21 protein-coding genes are annotated in these 21,016 nt (G+C 64.3%); 2 read left to right on the top strand and 19 right to left on the bottom strand.

Annotation, left to right across the window (positions count from 1 at the left end):
* Window positions 1–30 precede the first annotated feature (30 nt).
* Window positions 31–1,416, top strand: a complete 1,386-nt coding sequence (locus FJ977_RS12350) for an FAD-binding oxidoreductase (RefSeq protein ID WP_140771757.1) — start codon at window positions 31–33, stop codon at window positions 1,414–1,416.
* 95 nt (window positions 1,417–1,511) lie between these two features.
* Entirely contained in the window at window positions 1,512–1,880 is a 369-nt protein-coding gene (locus FJ977_RS12345) for a cupin domain-containing protein (RefSeq protein WP_140771756.1), read from the top strand.
* Between the two features lie 27 nt (window positions 1,881–1,907).
* Here FJ977_RS12345 and FJ977_RS12340 read toward each other — a convergent pair whose 3' ends face one another.
* The 19 genes from FJ977_RS12340 to FJ977_RS12250 form a co-directional block, all read right to left on the bottom strand.
* Window positions 1,908–3,551: an MFS transporter gene (locus FJ977_RS12340; protein ID WP_140771754.1), complete on the bottom strand. Its 1,644-nt coding sequence runs from the start codon at window positions 3,549–3,551 to the stop codon at window positions 1,908–1,910.
* Window positions 3,552–3,886: 335 nt separating this feature from the next.
* Complete coding sequence (gene fliQ, locus FJ977_RS12335; RefSeq protein WP_013893193.1) at window positions 3,887–4,153, bottom strand: flagellar biosynthesis protein FliQ; 267 nt, start codon at window positions 4,151–4,153, stop codon at window positions 3,887–3,889.
* Window positions 4,154–4,166: 13 nt separating this feature from the next.
* A complete protein-coding gene (gene flgD, locus FJ977_RS12330) occupies window positions 4,167–4,562 on the bottom strand; it encodes a flagellar hook assembly protein FlgD (protein ID WP_181179853.1) in 396 nt (131 codons plus the stop codon).
* 11 nt (window positions 4,563–4,573) lie between these two features.
* Window positions 4,574–5,017 carry a flagellar biosynthesis repressor FlbT gene (gene flbT / locus FJ977_RS12325; RefSeq protein WP_140771750.1) on the bottom strand — a complete coding sequence of 148 codons (444 nt, stop codon included), beginning with the start codon at window positions 5,015–5,017 and terminating at the stop codon, window positions 4,574–4,576.
* Window positions 5,014–5,361, bottom strand: a complete 348-nt coding sequence (flaF, locus tag FJ977_RS12320; RefSeq protein WP_140771748.1) for a flagellar biosynthesis regulator FlaF — start codon at window positions 5,359–5,361, stop codon at window positions 5,014–5,016. Before flaF ends, flbT begins: the two co-directional genes overlap by 4 nt.
* A gap of 29 nt (window positions 5,362–5,390) precedes the next feature.
* On the bottom strand, window positions 5,391–6,434 hold the full coding sequence (locus FJ977_RS12315; protein WP_140771746.1) for a flagellar hook-associated family protein: 1,044 nt from the start codon (window positions 6,432–6,434) through the stop codon (window positions 5,391–5,393).
* Between the two features lie 3 nt (window positions 6,435–6,437).
* Complete coding sequence (flgK, locus tag FJ977_RS12310; protein ID WP_140771744.1) at window positions 6,438–7,892, bottom strand: flagellar hook-associated protein FlgK; 1,455 nt, start codon at window positions 7,890–7,892, stop codon at window positions 6,438–6,440.
* 27 nt (window positions 7,893–7,919) lie between these two features.
* Complete coding sequence (locus FJ977_RS12305; protein ID WP_140771743.1) at window positions 7,920–9,176, bottom strand: flagellar hook protein FlgE; 1,257 nt, start codon at window positions 9,174–9,176, stop codon at window positions 7,920–7,922.
* 79 nt (window positions 9,177–9,255) lie between these two features.
* Entirely contained in the window at window positions 9,256–9,924 is a 669-nt protein-coding gene (locus FJ977_RS12300; protein WP_019860967.1) for a response regulator transcription factor, read from the bottom strand.
* A gap of 224 nt (window positions 9,925–10,148) precedes the next feature.
* Window positions 10,149–10,736, bottom strand: coding sequence for a transglycosylase SLT domain-containing protein (locus FJ977_RS12295; protein ID WP_181179795.1), 588 nt, complete (start codon window positions 10,734–10,736; stop codon window positions 10,149–10,151).
* Window positions 10,666–12,030 (bottom strand): flagellar hook-length control protein FliK, encoded by a 1,365-nt coding sequence (locus FJ977_RS12290; protein WP_140771741.1) that lies wholly within the window; start codon window positions 12,028–12,030, stop codon window positions 10,666–10,668. Before FJ977_RS12290 ends, FJ977_RS12295 begins: the two co-directional genes overlap by 71 nt.
* Window positions 12,027–13,400, bottom strand: a complete 1,374-nt coding sequence (locus FJ977_RS12285; RefSeq protein ID WP_140771739.1) for a chemotaxis protein MotC — start codon at window positions 13,398–13,400, stop codon at window positions 12,027–12,029. Before FJ977_RS12285 ends, FJ977_RS12290 begins: the two co-directional genes overlap by 4 nt.
* The gene (locus FJ977_RS12280) at window positions 13,397–14,791 is read right to left on the bottom strand and encodes a MotB family protein (RefSeq protein ID WP_140771737.1); all 1,395 of its coding nucleotides are present in this window, start codon (window positions 14,789–14,791) and stop codon (window positions 13,397–13,399) included. Before FJ977_RS12280 ends, FJ977_RS12285 begins: the two co-directional genes overlap by 4 nt.
* Window positions 14,788–15,408, bottom strand: coding sequence for a hypothetical protein (locus FJ977_RS12275; RefSeq protein WP_140771735.1), 621 nt, complete (start codon window positions 15,406–15,408; stop codon window positions 14,788–14,790). Before FJ977_RS12275 ends, FJ977_RS12280 begins: the two co-directional genes overlap by 4 nt.
* A gap of 3 nt (window positions 15,409–15,411) precedes the next feature.
* Window positions 15,412–17,061 (bottom strand): flagellar basal-body MS-ring/collar protein FliF, encoded by a 1,650-nt coding sequence (gene fliF, locus FJ977_RS12270; protein ID WP_140771733.1) that lies wholly within the window; start codon window positions 17,059–17,061, stop codon window positions 15,412–15,414.
* A gap of 131 nt (window positions 17,062–17,192) precedes the next feature.
* Window positions 17,193–18,263, bottom strand: coding sequence for a flagellin (locus FJ977_RS12265; RefSeq protein WP_140771730.1), 1,071 nt, complete (start codon window positions 18,261–18,263; stop codon window positions 17,193–17,195).
* A 275-nt stretch (window positions 18,264–18,538) separates the two neighbouring features.
* Window positions 18,539–19,525 carry a flagellin gene (locus FJ977_RS12260; RefSeq protein ID WP_140771728.1) on the bottom strand — a complete coding sequence of 329 codons (987 nt, stop codon included), beginning with the start codon at window positions 19,523–19,525 and terminating at the stop codon, window positions 18,539–18,541.
* A 252-nt stretch (window positions 19,526–19,777) separates the two neighbouring features.
* Window positions 19,778–20,509, bottom strand: coding sequence for a flagellar type III secretion system pore protein FliP (fliP, locus tag FJ977_RS12255; RefSeq protein ID WP_056578257.1), 732 nt, complete (start codon window positions 20,507–20,509; stop codon window positions 19,778–19,780).
* The gene (locus FJ977_RS12250; protein ID WP_140771726.1) at window positions 20,506–21,000 is read right to left on the bottom strand and encodes a flagellar basal body-associated FliL family protein; all 495 of its coding nucleotides are present in this window, start codon (window positions 20,998–21,000) and stop codon (window positions 20,506–20,508) included. Before FJ977_RS12250 ends, fliP begins: the two co-directional genes overlap by 4 nt.
* Window positions 21,001–21,016 lie beyond the last annotated feature (16 nt).

The raw sequence follows: 21,016 nt of genomic DNA, 5'->3' as shown, positions 1-21,016 counted from the left end.
TCCTGGAATTGCTCTACCGAAAGTCATCCCATGCAAGCCAAACGCAACGGCGACATATCGTTCTGGTATGCGGATCTGGGCGGGGTTCCCACGCCCCGGCCGCCCTTGCCCGGCGATGTCGAGGCCGATGTCGCGATCGTCGGCGCCGGCTATACCGGGCTGTGGACGGCCTATTATCTGAAGAAGGCCAAACCATCGCTGCGCGTCGCGCTGATCGAGCGCGAGTTTGCCGGTTTCGGCGCTTCGGGCCGCAATGGTGGCTGGCTGTCGGGTGGCTTCTCCTGGTCGCGCGAAAAATATCTCAAGACCTCGACCCGGCAAGGGGTGAGCGCCATGCAGGCGGCCATGGCGGGCTGCGTCGACGAGGTGATCCGGGTGGCGAGCGCGGAAGGCATCGATGCCGATATTCGCCGCGTCGACAATCTGACGGTGGCCACCAACCCGGCGCAGCTCGAACGCGCGCGCGAGGAATGCGAAACGATCCGCGCCTGGGACGTCGATCCGGACCGCGTCGAGATGCTGGATCAAGCGGCGACGCGGGCACGCATCGATGTGCGCAATGTCATGGGCGGCTTCGTCGTCCATGGGCAAGCGCGGGTGCAGCCGGCCAAGCTGGTGCGCGGGCTTGCCGCCGCCGTCGAGCGCCTCGGCGTGCCGATCTACGAACAGACGACGGTGACGGCCATCGCCAAGGGCACCGTGACGACCGACCACGGCACGGTGCGGGCGGAGACCGTCATCCGCGCGACGGAGGGTTTTACCGCAGGCATTCCCGGCGAGGAACGGACCTGGCTGGCGCTCAACAGCGCGCAGATCGTGACCGAGCCGCTGTCGGAGGCGCTTTGGCGCCAGATCGGCTGGGAAGGTCACGAGCTTCTCGGCAACGCCGCCCACGCCTACTGCTATGCCCAGCGCACGCGCGAGGGACGCATCACCATGGGCGGGCGCGGCGTGCCCTATCGCTACGGCTCGCGCACCGACATCAATGGGCAGACGCAGCAGGCCACGATCGACCAGCTGCATCAGATCCTGACGACGCTGCTGCCGCAGACGGCGAACTGCCGCATCGAGCACGCCTGGTGCGGCGTGCTCGGCGTGCCGCGCGACTGGTGCACGACCGTTGGCCTCGATCCCGCCACCCGTATCGGCTGGGCCGGCGGCTATGTCGGACTTGGCGTGTCGAGCTCCAATCTTTCGGGGCGCACGCTGGCTGACCTAATCCTCGGCCAGCAGACGGAGCTGACGAGGCTGCCCTGGGTCAACCGCAAGGTCAGGCCATGGGAGCCGGAGCCGTTCCGCTGGCTCGGCGTGCATTCGATGTACCAGCTTTATCGCATCGCTGACGGGCGCGAAGCCGCCGGGCTTGCGCATACGTCGAGACTGGCCGCGCTCGCCGACAGCATTACGGGTCACTGAAGCGGTTCAGCGTTCGCTGAACCGCTCCAGCAATTTGTCTTTACGCAATTCCGGACGGAAAACCGCTGGACACTTTTCCTGGAATTGCTTTGTTCATGGAGTCCAACTTGATCGACCTTTCGACCTTCCACGATCTCGCCAAGACCGACATCGGCGCGTTCTCACCCAAGCCCACTTCCATCGAGGGAGATCAGATCGAAGCGGCGCGCTCGCTTTTCCAGTCACCGGACGGCACCGTCGATATCGGTATCTGGGAGTGTACGCCCGGCCGCTTCACCGCCGACCGGTCGGATTCATCGGAAATTTGCCACATCATTTCCGGACGGGTGGAGGTGAGCCGCGCCGACGGCGAGGCGCGTGAACTGGGACCAGGCGACCTTCTCGTGCTGCCGCGGGGATGGAAGGGCGAATGGCGGATCCGGGAGACCACGCGCAAGCTCTACATGATCCAGTCGGCGGGGTGATCGGCGGACGTCAGCGCCGTATCGAAATCAGTGCTCGATCGGCCCCTTGGCCATCACCAGCGCTGTGCCGGCGGTGGTCGGACGCTCGATGACACGCCGTACGCGCGGCGGTTCGTCACCGCTATGCAGTGCCCGCAAGCGATCGCCGACCATGGCGTCGGCATGGGTGATGCGGCCGTTGTGCCTGACATATTCGAGCCAGGTCGGCGTGTGGTAGTGCTCGATCCATATCGTCGGATTTTCGAGATCGCGCGCCAGTGTCCAGTTGCGGGCACCGTCGCGGCGGCGGATGCGGCCGCGTTCGGCCATGGTGGCGAGGAACTCCGCCTCATCCTCATGGCGGATGATGTATTCGATCATGATGGCGATGGGACCGCTGCGCGGCTTCAGGTCCAGCGCCAGATGCGGCTCCTTGAAACGGTTGAGCGGGTCGAGGTTCAGCACCTGCTGCTGCGGCAGCGGTAGCACGAGGCCGATGGCGCCGCCGGCGAGCATGGCGATGGCGGCCGCGATCAGCGCCGTCTCGGCGCCATGCGCATCGGCCACGACGCCCCAGATCCAGCTGCCCAGCGCGATGCCGCCGAAGGTCGCGGTCTGGTAGACCGACAGCACCCGGCCGACCACCCAGCGTGGCGTCGCCATCTGCACGGTGACGTTGAAGTGCGACAGCGCGATCACCCAGCAGGCGCCGCCGACCAGCAGGCCGAGCGACGTCTGCCAGGCGTGATGGCTGATCGCGGCATTGAAGGCGCAGACGGCGAAGCCGGCGAAGGCACAGCGTACCATCGTCTCGCTGGAGAGCATTTGCCGCAGCCGCACGCTGATCAGCGCGCCGCCGACGGCACCGATGCCGAAAGAGCCAAGCATGATACCGTAGGTCAAGGCGTCGCCCTTGACGACGTCGCGCGCGACGAGCGGCAAGAGCGCCAGGACGGCGCCGGCGCTGAAGCCGAAGGCGGCACCCCTGACCAGCACCTTGCCGATGTTGGGCGACATGGCGACATAACGCAGGCCGGCGCCCATGGCAGCACCCAGCGACTCGCGCGGCAAGGTCGATACCGGCACGTCAGGCTTCCAGCGCGCCATCACGACGATAAGGCCGATATAGCTGATCGCGTTCGCCGCGAAGGCGGCCGCGGCGCCGGCGGCGGCGACAATGATGCCGCCGATCGCCGGGCCGACGCTGCGTGTCAGGTTGAACCCCATGGAGTTCAGCGCAACGGCCGCGGGCACCTTGTTGCGGGGAACCATGTCGCCGACGGACGCCTGCCAGGATGGGCTGTTGAGCGCCGTGCCGCTGTCGATCAGGAAGGTGAAGGCAAGCAGCGTCCAGGGCGTGATCAGGCCATACCAGGTGAACACCGTCAGGAGCACCGAGACGACGAGCATGAAGGTCTGCGCGACCAGCATCACCTTGCGCCGGTCGAAGCTGTCGGCAATGGCGCCGGCGACAAGCGCGAACAGCATGATCGGCAAAGTGGTCGAGGCCTGGACCAGGGCGACCTGATAGGGCGAGGTGGCGATCGTGGTCATCATCCAGGCGGCACCGACGCCCTGGATCAGACCACCGAAATTGGAAACGAGACTTGCGGACCAGACGGCTCGGAAAATGCCATGCCGGAAGGGCGCCAGCGCCGAAGCGCCTTCGCTATCCGGTTTCTCGTCAATCATGGATGGGTCCCCGCCACAGCGTGCTGATCCTTGCGGTGATCCGTTTCTCCGCATCGTTTGCCGAAACTATGGCATCGCGCCGCAAAGGGCGAATGCGATGCGAGGAAGATCATGGTCCAACAAGGGGATAGAGGAGGGCCACACCTCCGCATCGCGAAAAGCCAAGCCATCGCTCGCGGCCGGACGCCGGCCATGGCGCACATGGTCCGCCGGTCGGTCCGGGGTGGTCCGGGGTTTTGCGAGAGGCCCTTGCGACGAATGCCGCTATAGAGCCCTACGACTTGCCGGATGATGGACGTCGCGGACGGCCCCCCGTGCATCCCCTGCAGGTTGCGTCAGAACCCGTTCTGGATGCGCTCGAAGATGACGTTGGTAAAGGCCGATATCTGGCCACCGATGAACGGACCCGTGAGCGCCACCACCAGCATGATGGCGACGATCTTCGGCACGAAGGTCAAGGTGATTTCCTGGACCTGCGTCAGCGCCTGGATGAGGGCAATGCCGATGCCGACCGCCATGGCGACCAGCACAACCGGCGCGGAGGCGGTCAGCACCGTCCACACCGCGTACTGGACGATGTCGAGTGCGTCGGCCTCGTTCATGTGGGAGGTTGGCCTAGCTTGCCGGCTTGATCGACACGCCTGCGCCGACGGGGATCTGGGTGCCATCCTGCAGCACTGCGATCAGTCCGCTGCTGGCGAGCGTCACCGAGGACACGATGCCGGTGGTCTTGCCGTCGGCCGACGTGATCGAGCGGCCGATCAGCGCATCAGCCTGCGACAGCGCCGAGGACTGCATGATCTGGTCGAGCTTGGTGTTGGTCTGCACCGATTGCTCGACCTGCGAGAAGGTGGCGAGTTGGGCGACGTACTGCGTCGAATCCATCGGCTTGGTCGGGTCCTGGTTCTTCATCTCGGCGATCAGAAGCTTCAGGAAGGACTGGTAGTCGACCGCTGTCTTCGAGGTCGACGTGGTCGCCGAATTGGCGCCAACCGGTATCGTCGTCGTCATGTCCACGGTCATCAGTAGCGTGCTCCCACGGCCAGCGGGCGCGGTGCGCCCGGAACATCGTCATTGCCGCCAAGCGCGCGGCGTTCGAGAGGATAAAGCGAACGGATCGCCTTCAATGCCTCGTAGATATGATCCTCGCCGACCATGCGGTCGATCTGCTTCAGAGCGCTGCAGATATCAGCGTCCTCGAAACTCGCGATGAGCAGCGGCAATGAGCGGCGGAACATCTCGCGCGCCTCGCCAGCACCGGCCGGGTTGATCAGCATGACCTGAACGATGAAATACAGCTGCCTGAGCGGCGTCGATGCCTGATCGGCCTGGATCACATGGCTTTCGAGCAGGAACTGCACGTCGTTCATCAGTTCAACGGTGACCTTGCGGTCCACGCGGATGACGGCCCCGTTGATGTAGATCTTCTCGTTGGGCTTCAGCGATATCTTCAGCGTGTTGGTCATTGAATGCCGTCGCGGATGATCTGGGACACTTCGATCAGCCCTTCGAAATTATTGGTGCGGCCCTGGCGAATGTCCTCCGCCTCGCGCAGCAGCCATAGGCCGATGGAAATCAGGTTGGCGCGCAATTCCTTGGGAAGCGCATTGTCGCTGGAGCCGAGATCCTCGACAAAGGTGGTCCAAACGCGATTGGTGAAATGCAGTGCCTCCACCGCCTCCATCGAATCCTGGCCGGCCACTGCCGCCGCAGCCAGCATGTCGATCGAGCGGGTCAGGAGTTCGCGCTCACGATCCTTGGCGTCCGAGACGGAGGTGCTTTGGACGTCGGCATAGGAAAATTGGTACATCGGTGGCTCTACCGTTCCGCTGGGAGTTGTCAGGTCAGGTAATTCAACAGGCTGAGCTGCTGCAGGCGCGCCGTCAGAGCGAAGGACGTCTCGATATGCTGCGTCAGATCGGCGACGCGGGTCGCGGCTTCGGCCGGGTCGACGGCCTCGAGATCGAGGATGTGCCGTTCGAACAGGTCGACCTGCGTCTTCATGCGGTCGCTGGCATCGGAGACACGCTTCTGCACGATGCCGGTTTCGGACTGGACCTGGGCGATGCCGCTCAGCGCCTCGCCGACCAGTGTCTGCGAGTGGCTGACGATGCTGTCCTTCGCCGCCTGGCTGATGTTGGTGGACATCAGGCTGGAGACAATGGCGGCGGCCATTGCGAGCTTCTTGATGCCGTCGCTGTTGGCGCTGGTCGAGGTGGCGGTGGTTTCGTTGAGGGCGATGCGGCTGACGATCTGCTGGTCGGTGGCGTTCGACATGTTGGCCTGCCAGCCCGCGCCGAGGAATTGCGGCGTAACATCGTTGGTGATGAAGTCGTCCATCTGGGCGGTGGTGATATTGGCGGCGGCCGGATCATCGGGCGTGAAGCCGAATTTGGCGACGAAGGAGGCATCGAAGGCGGCCTTGGCCGTTGAGCCGGCGGCGGTGAAATCGTTGATCGGCTTGACGTCGGTGTTGGTGCCGGCGAACAGATACTCGCCGTTGACGCTGGTGTTGAGGATCGAGGCAAGCTGCTGGATCGTCGTCTGGCCGGTCGATTGGGTCAGGCTGTCGGAGTTGTCGCCCGAAGACGCGGTGGTCAGGCTGGACAGGAAGGTCTGCGCCACGCCGGAGAGCTGGCCGAGCGCGGTCTGGGTCGACGCAAGCCGGGCGGTGACCAGCCCGTTGGAATCGACGATGACGTTCAGCCGGTCGAGGTCGCGCGAAAAGGTGACGGACTGGGCGGTGCGTCCGCCCAATGCCAGGCCGACATCGGCGACCTTGCCGGTCGATGATTCCTTCGTTGCTTTGACGAGGTCGGCCTGCATGCGCATCTGCTGATAGCGCATGGCATTGGAGAGGGCGGCCGAGGAAACTGAGGTCATGGATTATCCCACCGCGTTCAACAGGGCCGTCATCATGTCGTCGACGGTCTTCATCATCCGGGCTGATGCCTGATAGGTGTGTTCGAGGTCGAGCAGCAGCGACATTTCCTGGTCGACATTGACGCCGGTCGCATTGGACAGCGCCTCGGAGCTGCGCTGCGCCAGTGCCTCCTTCGCATCGGCGGCGGTCGAAGCCTGCTGGCGCATGCCCTGGAGCCAGCCGATCGAATTGGCGGCGTAGTCGGAAACGCTGGAGGTCGCCGAAATACCGGCGGCGGGATCGAACGTCATCGGCTGGTCGAGCCGATCGCCATAGGCGACCAGAAGGCTGGAATAGGAGGCGCCGCCGCTGGTGTTGGAGACGTAGGCAGCGCCGTTGGCGCCGCCGTCGCGCAACAAGGTCGGATTGCCGCCGGTGCTCGGATCCATCGCCGTATTGATGCTGATCATGGAAGCCAGGCCATTGACCAGAGTGCCCGCGGCCGGCACCGCCGGCGCGCCGGACCAGGTGAACAGGCCTGCGGCATTGGGCATCGATGTGGCGGTCTCTGCAAAGGCCGTGATCAGGCCGCGCGCGGTCTCGTCGAGCTGGCTTTGCATGGTCGAGGCGACGCCGTCGCGCAATTGCAACAGGCCGGCAAGCTTGCCGCTGGCGCTGGTGTTGCCGCCGGCTCCCGCGGAGACCGGCACGTTGTCGATATAGACGGTGTTGCCGGCGGCTCCGGCGGCATAGCCGGCCGACGGGGTGAAGCTCACCGTGCGCGGTATGGTCTCGAACAGCGTGGTGCCATCACCCGTCGTGATGACCATGTCGTTGTCGCCGCGCGTGAAGGTCGATACCGGAACATAGTCCGCGATCTTTTTCAGCAGCGCGTCGCGCTGGTCGAGCGCGTCGGAAACATCGGTGCCGGAACGGGTCCCGGAAATAACCGCCTGGTTGGCGTCCTGGAACTGGCTGAGCAGCGAATTGAGGTCCTTGACCGCCGTGTCGATCTGGCTGTCGGTCTGGGTGCGGAAACTCTGAATGGCCTGGGAGCCTTCATTCAGGGAGCGCACGACCTGCTTGGCCGCGTCGATGACGCTGGAGCCGAGATTCTGGTTGGACGGCGAGGTGGCGTAGAGTTGCAGCGCCTGCTGCAGATTGGCGATGGCGGTCGAGGGCGAGGAGGCGTTGTCGACGCCGTTGACCGAAACGTCCAGCTGATCCATGCCGCTGTAGAGCGCGTTCTGACCGCTATACGCCGACAAGGCGCTGAGATTTTGCCTAAAGAGCAGGTCGTTGGTTACGCGCTGGATATCAACCGAACGCGCGCCGGGCGCCGTGCTGGTGACGACGGCGATGCGGCGCGTATAGTCTGGATTGGAGGCGTCTGCGACGTTGCGCGAGACAACGCTGGTCTGCCGCGCGGTGTTCATAAGCGCCGATTGGGCGATGCTCAATGCGGAAGATAACGACATGCTGGTCTTTCACGGGCCACGCCCGGTTTATCTCTTCAGGTTGACAAGGACGTCCATCAGGTCGGAACCGGTCTGGAAGACTTTCGAATTGGCGGTGTAGCTGCGCTGCGCCGCGATCATGTCGGTCAGCTCTTCGGCGATGTCGACGTTGGAATTCTCGAGCGCGCCGGAGATGATCGAGCCCAGCTTGCCTTCATTGGCAAAGCCGACGCGGACCGCGCCGGATTCGGTGCCCTGCGCGTAGACGTTGCCGGGGAGGGCCTTGAGCTGGTCGGGGCTCTGCACATCGGCCAGCGGAATCTTGTAGAGCGCCTTGGTGGAGCCATCCTTGTACTGGGCGTAGATGGTGCCGTCCTTGCCGATCTGGACCTTGTCGATGGTGCTCGGCGCGTTGCCGTTGACGTTCGCGTCGGAAACCGTGAAGCCGGTGCCGAGCTGCGTCATCGCCGACAGGTCGAGATTGAGGCTGGCGCCGCCCGGTACGGTAAAGGTGACGCCCGTGGTGGCGCCGGTGAGCTTGCCGGTGGTGGTGTCGAAGGTCAGGTTGGCTGTGCCGAGCGCGCCACCTGTGTAGGGGAACGATGTTCCCGGCGTCGCTTGGGACTGGTCGAAAACCGCCACCTGCCAGGTGCCGGCGCCGGTGTTGGTGAAATAGACGTCGAGCAGCTTCTTGTTGCCGAGATTGTCGTAGGCGACCATCGAGGATTTCGAAGTGTACTGCGCGCCCGCCGAGTTGGTGGAGGGCAGGTTGGCGGCGACGACCGGGGTCGCGCCGGCCGACAGGTTGCCGGTGTAGTTGCCCTCGGTGCTCGGCGTTGCGGTCATTCCCTGGTCGGAGATGACGACCGGGACGAGTCCTTCGAAGCCGTTCACCGTCGCCGCCGGCACGCCGTTTTCGTAGCTGTAGGCCATAAGCTGGAAGCCGGCCGCGTTGACCAGCCTGCCCTGTGCATCGGGAACGAAAGCGCCGGCGCGGGTCAGGAAAGGCGTGCCGCTCGGGTCCTGGACGACAAAGAAGCCGTCGCCGCTGACGGCAAGGTCGGAAACCGATGTGGTGTATTGAAGTACGCCCGGGTCGCTGACCGACTGCCGAATCGTCGTGGTGATGCCGCCGGAATTATAGGCGCCTCCCGTCGACGGCATGATCAGCGTCGAGAATTCGGTGGAGGATCGCTTGTAGCCGTTGGTGTCGGAGTTGGCGATGTTGTCGGCTGTCGTCGACAGGCGGTTTGCCTGGGCGTTCATGCCGGAAACGCCGGTCCGCATCATTCCGTAGAGGCTCATCGAGATGTCTCCGCAATATCCATGCCACTGGCAACGAGGCTACGCGCCCTGTCTTGCGCGAGGCTGGCGCGGCACGGCATCAGAACACGAGCCGGTAGCCGAGGAAGCGCTTGGAATCGATCGGGTCGGTGCCCAGCTTCTCGCGCAGCTTCTTGCGCAATTTGCTGATGTGGCTTTCGACAACGTTCTCCTCGACCTCTTCGTCGAAGATGCCGTAGATGGCGTTGAAGACCTGGGTCTTGGTGACGCGGCGGCCGCGGTTGCTCGCCAGATATTCGAGGATGCGGCGTTCGCGTCGCGGCAGGGGCAACGGCTGGCCGTCGATCTCGGGGTCGCGGCCGTCCATGAAGATGCGCATGGCGCCGATCTCGGTGTAGGCGACATCCTCATGGGCGCGACGGCGGATGGCCGTGATACGGGCCAGGATCTCTCTGATATGGACGGGCTTGCGGATGACATCGTCGACGCCGCTCTCGAACAACCGCAGCGTGTTCTCCAGCGAATGCTGCTCGCTGAGCGCAATGACGGGAGCGCCGGTGCGGTCGCGGATCTGGCGCGGCGAGATGGCGCCTTCGCGGCAGTCACCGATCAGGAAGGCCCGCACCGAACGCAGGTCGGTATCGGCGGCCGAGTTCACCCATTCGCCGAATTCGCCGGGCGCGAAGCCCGCGCAGGCGACGCCCTCGCGATCAAAAAGTGAATTGTATCCCTCAGTCACGAGCTCTCGCTCGTCCACGATCACGATCATCGGCCCCGCCTTCCGAATCAGCACATCTGCCCCGTGGGGAAAGGCGTAACCGCTGGTGGGAATCGTGAACAACCGTCATTTCTTGTAACTAGTTTCTTGGGAGTCTGGAATCGTATCGGTTGCATTAGCGTGCAGCCAGATATGCTTGCGGAGGGAAGTTCCGGGCAAGTCAAAACGGCAAGCCCAAAGCAGCGGAATCGCTACATTAGAAGCAGAGAATGCGCTTACTGGTTGCAGAAGGCGCGGGCGTTGGTTGTCCATCTGCCAAAGCCGGTGGCAACCATGTTGGCGATCACCCGGCAGACATAGACCTTCTGCGCCGGGTCGTTGTCCGGGCCGGCATGATAACGGGCGACGGCCATCGACCAGGTTTCGTGGCGGGCATGGAGACTGGCCAGGAAACGCGCCGCGTAGTCGACGTTCTGGCGCGGGTCCAGCATGTCCTCGACGCTGCGGAAATGCGAGGCGTGGTAGTGGTGGTTGATCTGCATGCAGCCGAGATCGATCAGTGTCTTGCCCTCGCGCTGCGCGTTGGCGAAGGTGGCAAGGGCCTCGGCCCGGCTCCTTGGGAAGACCGCTTTTCCTTCTATATTCAATGCGTTAGGCTGAAGGCTGCCTTTCTTTCCCGTCTCGGTCAGGCCGACGGCATAGAGGATGCCGGCGGGCACGCCGTAGCGGTCGGCGGCGCGCAGGATCTCGGGCTCGCAGGGATTGGTGGCGGCGAGGGCGGCGTTCGCGAGGCTAGATAAATATATCGCCGCCAGCACGCTCGCGAGATGGCGAAGCGGCGCGGCCGTAATCCTGCGCGTCATCATGGTTACCCCTTGCGGACTGCTGGCCCGGTTGCTGGCCGCCGGCTCCACTGTTGCCACCGCCAGAGTTTCCGGGCTGGAAGGAGGACTGATCGCGACCGGGCGCGGCGGCGGGCGAGGCGGTTGCATCCGCCCGGGTTGTGGCCGGAACGGCCACTGATGGTTGCATGATGGTGACCTTGTCGACCTCGAAGCCCAGCCCGCGCAGTGACTTGACGATCGCCTCGCTGTCGCTGGAAAGCCGCCGGTAGGCATCGTGCGTTTCGGGCTTCAGTTCAATCGAGAGTTGTCCTCCGGAGAGGCGAAGATGGGCGGTGACCATGCCCAGTTCGGCCGGGTGAAGTTCGATCTTCAACACATGTGTCGGAACGGCAACAGAGCCGGTCGTCTGGGTGGCCGCGGAGGTCGTTGAAAACGCCTGCCGCGGGCCACCATCTGCCGCTACGGCGTTGATTATGCTCAGCGCCGCCTGGCTCATGGGAGCTTGAGGCGGGGCAGGGAAGCTGCGCTCGGAGACCACGTCGATGCGCGCCGATGCCGGGAGCTGTTTTCCTGGCTCCAGCCGCAACGAGGACTGGACGTCGGCGATGGACTTCATCTGTGGCGCCGCCTGCTTCGACCCGACGCCAGGCACCTCGGCGGCCGTCGTCTCGGGTAGCGGGCCGGGAGCGATTGCATTGTCATGCCGCGATACGCCAGCTGCGGCGTCGTGGACGGACTGGCCGTCGAGCTTTGTCAACGGTCCGTCGACGAGCGATGCCCGCTCCGACTTCGTCATCGGTTCGAGGTCGTCATGCCCGGCGGAGGCCCGATAGGCCTTGGGCAAGATCTGCCCGTCGAGCGCCGATTCCTGTCCGGCCTGGCCCGCGTCGGCCGACTTGGCCGATGTCGAGAAATGGCGCAGGTCATGAAACGCCATCAGCAAAGGCAGATGGTCGTCGAGCGGCGTTGCGCCGGCGTCGGTCGTCGGCGTTTCGGTGTCGGCGTCCTTGTCCGCCTCGACTTCCTTGCCGTCCTTCATGGATTTCGCAGCCGTCAATCCGGTCGCTGCGGTCCTCGCCTTGCCAGCCGGCATCTGTTCGTCCTCGCCGGTTTGCGCCGCAAGGCCGGCGGCAAGTTTGCTCCAGCGTGGATCGCGTGCCCCGGACTCGGTCGTCGGCTGCTTTTCCGCCTGGCTTGCGCCGCGATGCACCATCCTGCCGAAACCAGCATCATCCTTCTTTCCGGGCACGGCTGGCTGCTCCGTGCGCGTGGCGGTAAATCCTGGCAGGGCCGGGCCGAGGCTGGGGGTCATTTCGGGGCGGCTCCAAGCATCTGGTCGATAAGGTCGAGCTGTCGACGGGTTTTCATCATGGCGGCGTCGGTCGGGTCGGTCGTGTCGGGACCGGCAGTGTTTGCCGGCGCCGATGCCGGCAGGACCGTCGCCGAGTCGGCCGGAGGCGTTGGCGCGCCCGGTGCGGCCGCTGCCGTGCCGCCGGATGGCGCGACGGCAGGCTGTTCGGAGACCGCACCCTCGACGGGCGGCAATCCGGCTTCGTCGGCGGCCTGCGTGGCGGCAACCTCGGTCTCGGACCGCGGTGCAACGGTTGCCGGTGCCGCATTTGCTGCCGGAAGGGAAGCAGGCGGCGCCACCACCTCACCGGCGATGGCCTGGGCGGCGTCGAGCAGGGCACGGTCACCGTCCGACAGCCTGCTGCGGTCGATCTTGCCAAGCTTGGTGCGAACGTCCTCGATCGTGCCCGACGTCACCGTGGACAGGCTGGAGTAGAGCTGGGCGCGCGGATCGCCCTGATTGGTGTTGCCGTCGCGGCCCTGTTCGGCCCGCGCCGAGGCGAAGGCCGACAACTCGCTGAGGCCGTCGATCGCGGCGCGGCGGGCAATACGCAGATAAATCACCTTCTCGCGCTCGGGATCCATCATCGAGGTGATATCGGCCAACTTGTCCTGGCTGATCGACATGTGCAGCGCGATGACGCCGGAAACGAAGGAATCGGCGAACTGGCTGGCATAGGGCGAATAGAGATAGCGCTCGACATACTGGGTGGACGTAAGCGCGAACCGCGCGGCATCGCCTTGCGCCACGGCGATGCCGACCGAGCGCCGCAAGGCGGCTTCCTCGACAAGGGTGCCGGGGCTGAGCAGCTTGGCCTCGTCGAGCAGCGTGAGGGCCGCCGCCGGGTCGTCCGTCGCCATCAGCGATCCTTTGACCAGCGCAAGAAAGGCCCCGAGGTCGCTTGGCAATGTCATGGGATCGATTGGCTTCAGGACTTCAATGGCGCCGGCGGGCCGGCCAACCAGATAGTTGATGATGCCCTTGGCAATCGAGAGATCCTGGGCATCCACCGGGTTGGCGCGGGAGACCGCCGCCTCGACGGTAGATGGATTGCCGCCGCTCATGCCGTAGACCAGCAGCGCACGAAAATTCCTGGGATCCTTGAAGTCGTCTGCGTCCGCTGCGCGCAGGCGCGCGTCGGTCATCTCGAGCAGCTTGGCCTGCATTGGCATCGCGGCGTGATCGCCGGCGGCGATCCCATCCTGGATAAGCTGCAGCGAGCGCACCAGCTGGTAAGGCTGCAGCGTGTCCTGGGCAAAGCCGGCCGACGGATATCCTGCGGCCAGCAGCAACAGGCCCATCAGCCGGCTGGTGATGGCCGCGCGCTTCATCCGCCGGTCGCCATCAGGATCTCGATGCGGCGGTTGACCGCCGACATGGGGTCGGCGGGATCCTTCGGCTGGCGGTCGGCGAAGCCGGCGACCTCGGTGATACGGCGTTCGTCGACGCCGCCGCGCACGAGCATGTAGTAGGCCGAATGCGCGCGCGCCGTCGACAGCCGCCAATTGTCATAGCTGGCGCTGCGGAAGGGGCGCGCATCGGTGTGGCCGTTGATGCTGATGGTGCCCTTCTGGCCGTTGACGATGCGACCGATCTTTTCCATTGCCAGCACCAGTTCGCGGCTCGGCACAGCCGATCCGACTTCGAACATGCCGAAGTCGAGCTGATCGGTGATCGAGATGACGACGCCCTTGTCGGTGGCCTCGACCGAGACGCCATCGTGAAGCTTGTCGCCGGGCTTGAAAGCATCAGCCAGCTGCTGCTTGACGTCGGCAGCCGCCTTCAGCGCGGCGGCGGTGGGTGCCTTTTCCGCAGTCTCGGGCTTTGCAGCCTCTTGCTTCTCGACGGTTGCATCCGGCCGGGGCGCATCGGCCGCCTTGGCATCCGTGACCTTGCCATCCGCTGCCTTGCCATCCGCTGCCTTGGCATCGCTGGCTTTGGTTTCGCCGGCACTGGCCATAGCCGCGGCAACCTCCTTGCCATCCTTCGCAAGAGGCTCGAGCGGCGCGTCCTCGACCGGCGGGGCGGGCGGCACGGCCTTGACCTTGGCAACTTGCGTCTCGGCGGCCTTGTCGCCTGGCTTGAGAGGGTCGCCCTCGATCTTGGCGCGCTGGGCACTCGCCTCGGCGGCGGGCGTGGCCACCTGCTGCGACCAGAAATCGGGTTCGAAGGGATCGCGGTAGGATGCACCGCCCGAGGCGCCCGTCGCGGGACCGGCGCTCTGCGCGCCGCCATCACCCTTCTGGCTGACATTCTGCATGACGCCGGTGTCGGTGGCGATTTCCGACAGCACGGCGTAGGGGTCGGCGAAGAGATGATCGTCTGACTGTTGCGGCTGCTGTGGCTCCTGCTTTTCCTGCTTGCGGTCGGATGAACCCGCCTCGCCATTGCCGCCCTGACCAGCCTTGGCTGTGGCCTTTTGCGGGTTTTGGGCAGTCGTGCCAATCGCGCTCGGCCCGTCGCCAAGGTCTTCCAGGCCCTTGCGGCTTGAATTGCGGTCGACCAGCTTGACGGGGTTGAAGTAGCTGGCGACGGCCGCCTTGGTCTGTTCGTTGGCGGCGTTGATCAGCCACATGACCAGGAAGAAGCACATCATGGCGGTCATGAAGTCGGCGAAGGCGATCTTCCAGACGCCACCATGGTGGCCTTCGTCGTGGTCACCATGGGCATGCCGCACGATGATGATCTCGTGCCTGCCGTGATCGGCCTCGGCGACACTCATGACAAGACCTCGGAAAGGGTTGCCGACCATTCGGCCATGCGTGTCTCGAACACGGCCTCGTCAATGGTCACCGTCAGGTCGAAGCCGGGCGCCTCGATGAAGTCGAGATTAGCAGCGCGTGGTCCAAGCGATGCCTTCAGCGTTTCGAACAGCGACAGCGGTCCGCGGACGGCGATGCGCACCGCTTCGCCATCGCCGACCGCTTCACGAACCGCGCCGGCAAGTGCTTCAAGCGAGCGCTTCTGCAGATCGTCGCTGACGACACCGCCGATGATGCGGGCGACCGTGGCGGCGACAAGATCCGTCACGCGCGCCTCCATGGCATCGATGCGTGTCGAAACGGCGTGGCCGACGTCACCGCCGAAGCTTTCGAGAAAGATCCGTACTTCCTCGGCATTGGCCTGGCGTTCCGCTTCCAGCGCCGCGTCATGGGCAGATACAAGGCGTTCCGCCAGCGTTGCCTCCGCCTGGGCGACCGCCTCGGCGATAAGCGTGCCGATATCGGCCGGCGGTGCGGATGCTTCCGGCTTGTGCTCGGACGTGGCCTGGGGCTGGCTGATGCGCGGCGCGCGCGTGCCGAAATCAGGGAGAAGATCGAAAAGGGCTGCGGAGGCCATGGGTTACGCCGCGACTTCCTGGGCCGCCCATTTGCGCAAGATCTGCGCGGTGCGCTCCTCATTGAGGTCGACCATGCGGGCAAGCCGCTCCTGCGGCGCCGGCCTGATCTTCTGGCGAAGATCGTCGAGCGGGGTGACGCCGGGCCGCGCTCCGGGCAAGGCGCCGATCGCAGCACCCGCATCGGCGGAAGCGGTTGCCTCCGGTGTCGGCAGCGAACGCTGGACTTCATCGAAATTGGGACCCGACAAAGCGGGCGTCGCCTTTGCCGTCAGCGCCGCCGCCATCGGCCGCAGGCCGAAGAAGGCCACAAGGAACACCACCACGATGAAGGCGCCGGCGTTGATCAGCGTGCCGGCGTGCTGGCCGATGGAATCCAGCATTCCAGCCTGTGGGATCGCCTCGCCATCCAATCCGTCGATGAACTCGACCGCGGAGACGTCGATGACGTCGCCGCGCTTGTCGTCGAAGCCGGTGGCGGAACTTACCATCTTCTGGATCTCGGCGACGCGCTTGGCGATCTGCTCCGGGGTGGCGTCCTTGCCCAGGATCGTCTTCAGCCGGTCCTGGTTGACGACCACGGCGATCGACATCTTGGTGACGGTGTAGCCGTTGGAGACGGTGGCGATCTTCTTGGAGTTGATCTCGTAGTTGGTGATCTCTTCCTTGCGGTCGTTGGCCGAGGAGGTCTGCGGACCCTCGGTGCTGGTCGCCTGGGTCTCCGGCAGGTTCTGTTCGACGCTGGCCGGGGTGGAGGCCTGCTTCTGGTTGCTGTTCTCATTGGCGCGCACCGACTGCACCGAGCGTTCGACGCGCGACTCCGGATCAAAGATCGTCTCTTCGGTCTGGCGGGTGTCGGTGTTGACATCGGCCTTGACGCTGGCGCGGAAATTGTCGGGCCCGAGATAGGGGGTGAGCGCGCGGCGGATGTTGTCGCCGATCTGCGCCTCCACGGTCTGCTCGACGCCCAGCGTGCGGGCCGCGCTGGTGTTGGAGGGATCATCGCCGGCGGCCAGCAGGTTGCCGTTCGAATCGAGCACCGTCACCTTGTCGGCCGAAAGGCCTGGGACGGCGGCGGCAACGAGATGGCGGATCGACTGGGCGCTTTTCTCGGCATCGATGCCGGCATAGCGGATGACGACCGATGCCGAGGGCTGCTGTTCGTCGCGGCGGAAATTGGCGCGCTCGGACATGACGATGTGGACGCGCGCCGCCTTGATGCCCGATATGGACTGAATGGTGCGGGCGATCTCGCCTTCGAGCGCACGCACGCGGGTGATCTGCTGCATGAACGAGGTGAGGCCCATCGCGCCGACATTATCGAACAACTCGTAGCCGGCATTGGAACTGGTCGGCAGGCCTTTTTCGGCAAGCAGCATGCGTGCCTGCGCCGTGGTGCCGGCAGGCACCAGAACGGAGGTCCCGTCCGAACCGACGTCGAAGCCGATGCCGGCCTCGCCCAGCACGAGGCCGATCTGGTTCACGTCGGAGCGATCGAGCCCGACATAGAGCGTGTCGTAGGCGGGACGGTTGAGGTAGACGGAGGCGATGCCGATGACGCCCATCACCAGAACGGCGATGCCCGCGAGCATGGCGAGGCGCTTCACACCAAAATCGCGGAGATTCGAGATGATGCTCTGGATCTGTTCCGGCACGATAGAGCGACTCCCAGCATGATTGTCCGCCGGAACACTAGCCCTCGAAGCTTGTGCGAAAATGAAATCGGGCCGCGCTTGCGGCGCGGCCCGTGGATTGGAAGCAGGGGTAGCCGTCGGTTACGGCTGAATTAACCGTTCTTGAACAGCGACAGGATCGACTGCGAGGAGCTGTTGGCGATCGACAGGGACTGGATGCCCAGCTGCTGCTGGACCTGCAGCGCCTGCAGCCGGGTCGATTCCTTGTTCATGTCGGCATCGACGAGCTGGCCGACGCCGCGGTCGATGGAGTCCATCAGGCTCTGCGTGAAGGTCTTCTGAAGGTCGATGCTGCTTTTGGCCGAACCGAGGATGGTGGCCTGGTCGGTCAGCTGGCTCATGACGTTGTCGATCTTGCCGATCATCTGGGTGATGATGTCGTCGGTTACGCCCGATGCCGTGATGTCGAGATTGAAGGCGGAAACGTTGTCGATCTTGGCAACCGTCGCGCCAGCCGCCGTCTGGCCAGCGGTGTTGGCGGCGATGTCGGTGGCGCCACCGGCGAGCGCGGTCGCATAGGCGTTGTCGTAAAGGGTCTGCGCGGCCGCTGTTGCGTAAACCGAAGTCTTGCGGTCGAGCGTGCCCTGGTTCTTGACGGCGGTGGAGAGACCGGAATCGAACAGTTTCGTGCTTTCGACATCGATGTCGATCGTTCCGAGCGAGATGGCGCCTGACGAGGAGCGATTGAAGGACGACACGATCTTGGCGTCAGGCTGGACGCCGTCATTGTTGGTGGCGACCTGCGTTGACGTCACCGAAAGGAAATTGGAACCCGAAAAGGTGGCGGCATCGGCAAAGGACTTCATCTGCGCCTGGAGTGCGGTGATTTCCGTCTGCGTCTTTGCCTTGGCAGCGTCCGTCTGGCCGACGGTGGAAAGCAGCTTGGTCTTGATCTGGCCGATCGTCGTCAAGACATTGTTCATGCCGGTATAGGCGGTGTCGACCTTCGAGGCGCCGAGGCCGAGCGCATCCTGCACGGTCGACAGCGCCTGGTTGTCGGAGCGCATCGTCGTGGCGATCGACCAGTAGGCGGCGTTGTCGGCGGCCTCCGAGACCCTGTAGCCCGTCGAGATTCGGGACTGTGTCTGCTCAAGCGATTTGTTGGTGGCGTTGAGGCTTTGAAGTGCAGTCAACGCCGCAGCGTTTGTCATGATGCTCGCCAAGAAACTCGCTCCTTTTTCCCAGGCCGGTTTTCTCAAAACCGGCGTTGCCCTCGCGAGCCGCTGGCCCGCCCCATCGATTGCCGTCGACCCGACCGGGCCGATTCGCCAATCCGTTGTAAGCTATGGTTAACCATGACTAGCGCGTTATGGTTAACGCCCTGTTAAAGGCGCGCTTTCGAGGGTTAAGAAACGAGGGTTGCGTGGGGCTGGAGCAAACGCAAAACGGGCCGCGCTTTTGGCGCGGCCCGTTTGACGATGTAGCCGTTTGAGAGCGATCAGCCGCGGAAGAGCGACAGGATCGACTGCGACGAACCGTTGGCGATCGACAGCGCCTGGACGCCGAGCTGCTGCTGAACCTGCAGAGCCTGGAGGCGGGTCGATTCCTTGTTCATGTCAGCATCGACGAGCTGGCCGACGCCGCGATCGATGGAGTCCATCAGGCTCGAGGTGAAGGTCTTCTGCAGGTCGATGGAGCTCTTGGCGGAGCCGAGCTTGGTGGCGGCGTTCGTCATGTCCTTGAGCGCGGCATCGACGACGTTCATCATCTGCTGGATCTGGGTGTCGCTGGCAGCAGTGGTGCCCGAGAAGATGGCCAGGCTGGCGACCGAATAGGTGTCGGTAGCCGCCGCGGCGGCACCCAGGGTCGGGGCCGAGGCCGTGGTGACGGCGGCGCCAGTGGTGCCGAGGCGGGCCGTGTCGAGGATGCCCTTGGCGGTCGGCGCGGCGCCGGAGTCATAGAGCTTGATGCTTTCCACGTTGACGTCGATCGTCGAGATCGAAACCGCACCGGTGGAGCTGCGGTTGAAGGCCGAAACGATCTTTACGTCTGCCGCAGTACCCGAGGCGGTGGAGACCGAAAGCATGTTGGTGCCGGAGAAGGTGGCGCCATCGGCGTAGGCTTTCAACTGCTTCTGGAGAGCGGCGATTTCGACCTGGGTCTTTTCCTTGGAAGCATCCGTCTGGCCGTATGATGCGGTCAGCTTCTGCTGGATCTGGTTGATGGTGGTGATCGCGCTGTCCATGCCGGTGTAGGCGGTGTCGACCTTGGAAGCGCCGAGGCCGAGCGCGTCCGAAACGGTGGACATGGCCTGGTTGTCGGAGCGCATCGTGGTGGCGATCGACCAGTAAGCGGCGTTGTCCGAAGCCTGGGAGACGCGATAGCCCGTCGAGATGCGGGCCTGGGTGGTGTCGAGGTTCTTCTGTGTGGCGTTCAAGCTCTGCAGCGCGGTCAGCGCCGAGGCATTGGTCATGATACTGGCCATGGCTACTCGTACCCTAATTTTACAGGTTTTTTTGACATACCGGTTTGTCCGGTATGACGGAGCGGCATCATGCCAATGACCGTTGCGTTTGGGTCACCCGCCATCTGCGAGCGACTATGGCGGCAAGTCCCTACCAAAGGACTAAATCGGACGGTTAATCGAAAATAATTCGGGAGAATTCGATCACGGCTCCCGCACCGCCCAACCCCTGTCGGGGATGGCCTCCTTCGCCGGTGCGCGACGGAAAAAGAATCAGGTGAAGGAGCGCACCAGGCTGCCGACGAGCAGGTTCCAGCCGTCGATCAGGACGAAGAACAGGATCTTGAAAGGCAGCGACACCACGGTGGGCGGCAGCATCATCATGCCCATCGCCATGGTGATGGTGGCGACGATCAGATCGATGACCAGGAATGGCAGCACGATCAGGAAGCCGATCTCGAATCCGCGGCGGATCTCGGAGATCATGAAGGCGGGAACCAGGATGCGCAGGTCGACCGTCTCCTTGGCAACGACCTGGCCGCGCTCGCGGGCGAGGTCGGCGAAGAGATCGAAATCCTTGTCGCGCACATTGTGCAGCATGAAGGTGCGGAACGGATCCGAGATCTTCTCGAAGGCCTCGGTCTGGCTGATCTGGTTGTCCATCAGCGGCTTGACGCCGGTGTTCCAGGCCTGATCGAAGGTCGGCGCCATGACATAGAAGGTCATGAACAGCGACAGCGAAATCAGGATGAGGTTCGCCGGCGTCGACTGCAGGCCGATGCCGGCGCGCAGGATCGAGAAAGCGATGACGAAACGGGTGAAGCTCGTCACCATGATCAGCAATCCCGGCGCCACCGACAGCACGGTCAGCAGGCCGAACATCTGGATGATGTAGCCGACGGTGGTGCCGTCGGCCTTGCCGATGCCGCCAAGGTCCAGCTGCTGCGCCGCCGCGACGGAGGTGGCGGCACCGATCAAGGCGATAGCGAGAAGGAATTTTCTCATTCGAGCAGCAATGTCCTGATGAGAATTTGCTTGGCATGCCCCTGGCTGCGGATCGAGGCGCGTTCCTCGAGATCCGCCTTCAGGTGCTGGTAACCGCTGGCGCCCTCGATCTGATGCATCTTCAGCGTACGCACGAAGGCCAGAAGGTCCTGATGGATGTCCTCCGTCATCGTTGGCGGCTGCGGTGCATCGTAGACCACGGATACTTCCATCCTGATCCAGGTGTCGGAGGGCGAGGCCATGTTGGTGGTGATCGGCGCCAGCGCGACCAGCGTCGGTCCCATGCCGGCTTCGCGCGCGGCGGCAGGCTCCGCGACCTTGCCTTCATTCTCGGGCGCAACCGGCACCGATGACGGTGCGCCGACGCCCTTGAGATAGCCGCCGGACATCCAGCCCATGCCGATGGCGGCGGCCGTCACCACCAGCAGCATGGCGCCCTGAACCACAAGGGAAGGACCCTTGCGAGGCTGGACCTGTTCGATATTGGCCATGGCGTTTTGTTCTCCA

Source organism: Mesorhizobium sp. B2-1-3A (assembly GCF_006442655.1).
GTDB lineage: Bacteria > Pseudomonadota > Alphaproteobacteria > Rhizobiales > Rhizobiaceae > Mesorhizobium.
Note: the sequence above shows the minus strand (reverse complement) of the source record. Positions and strands in the feature narration are given on the sequence as shown.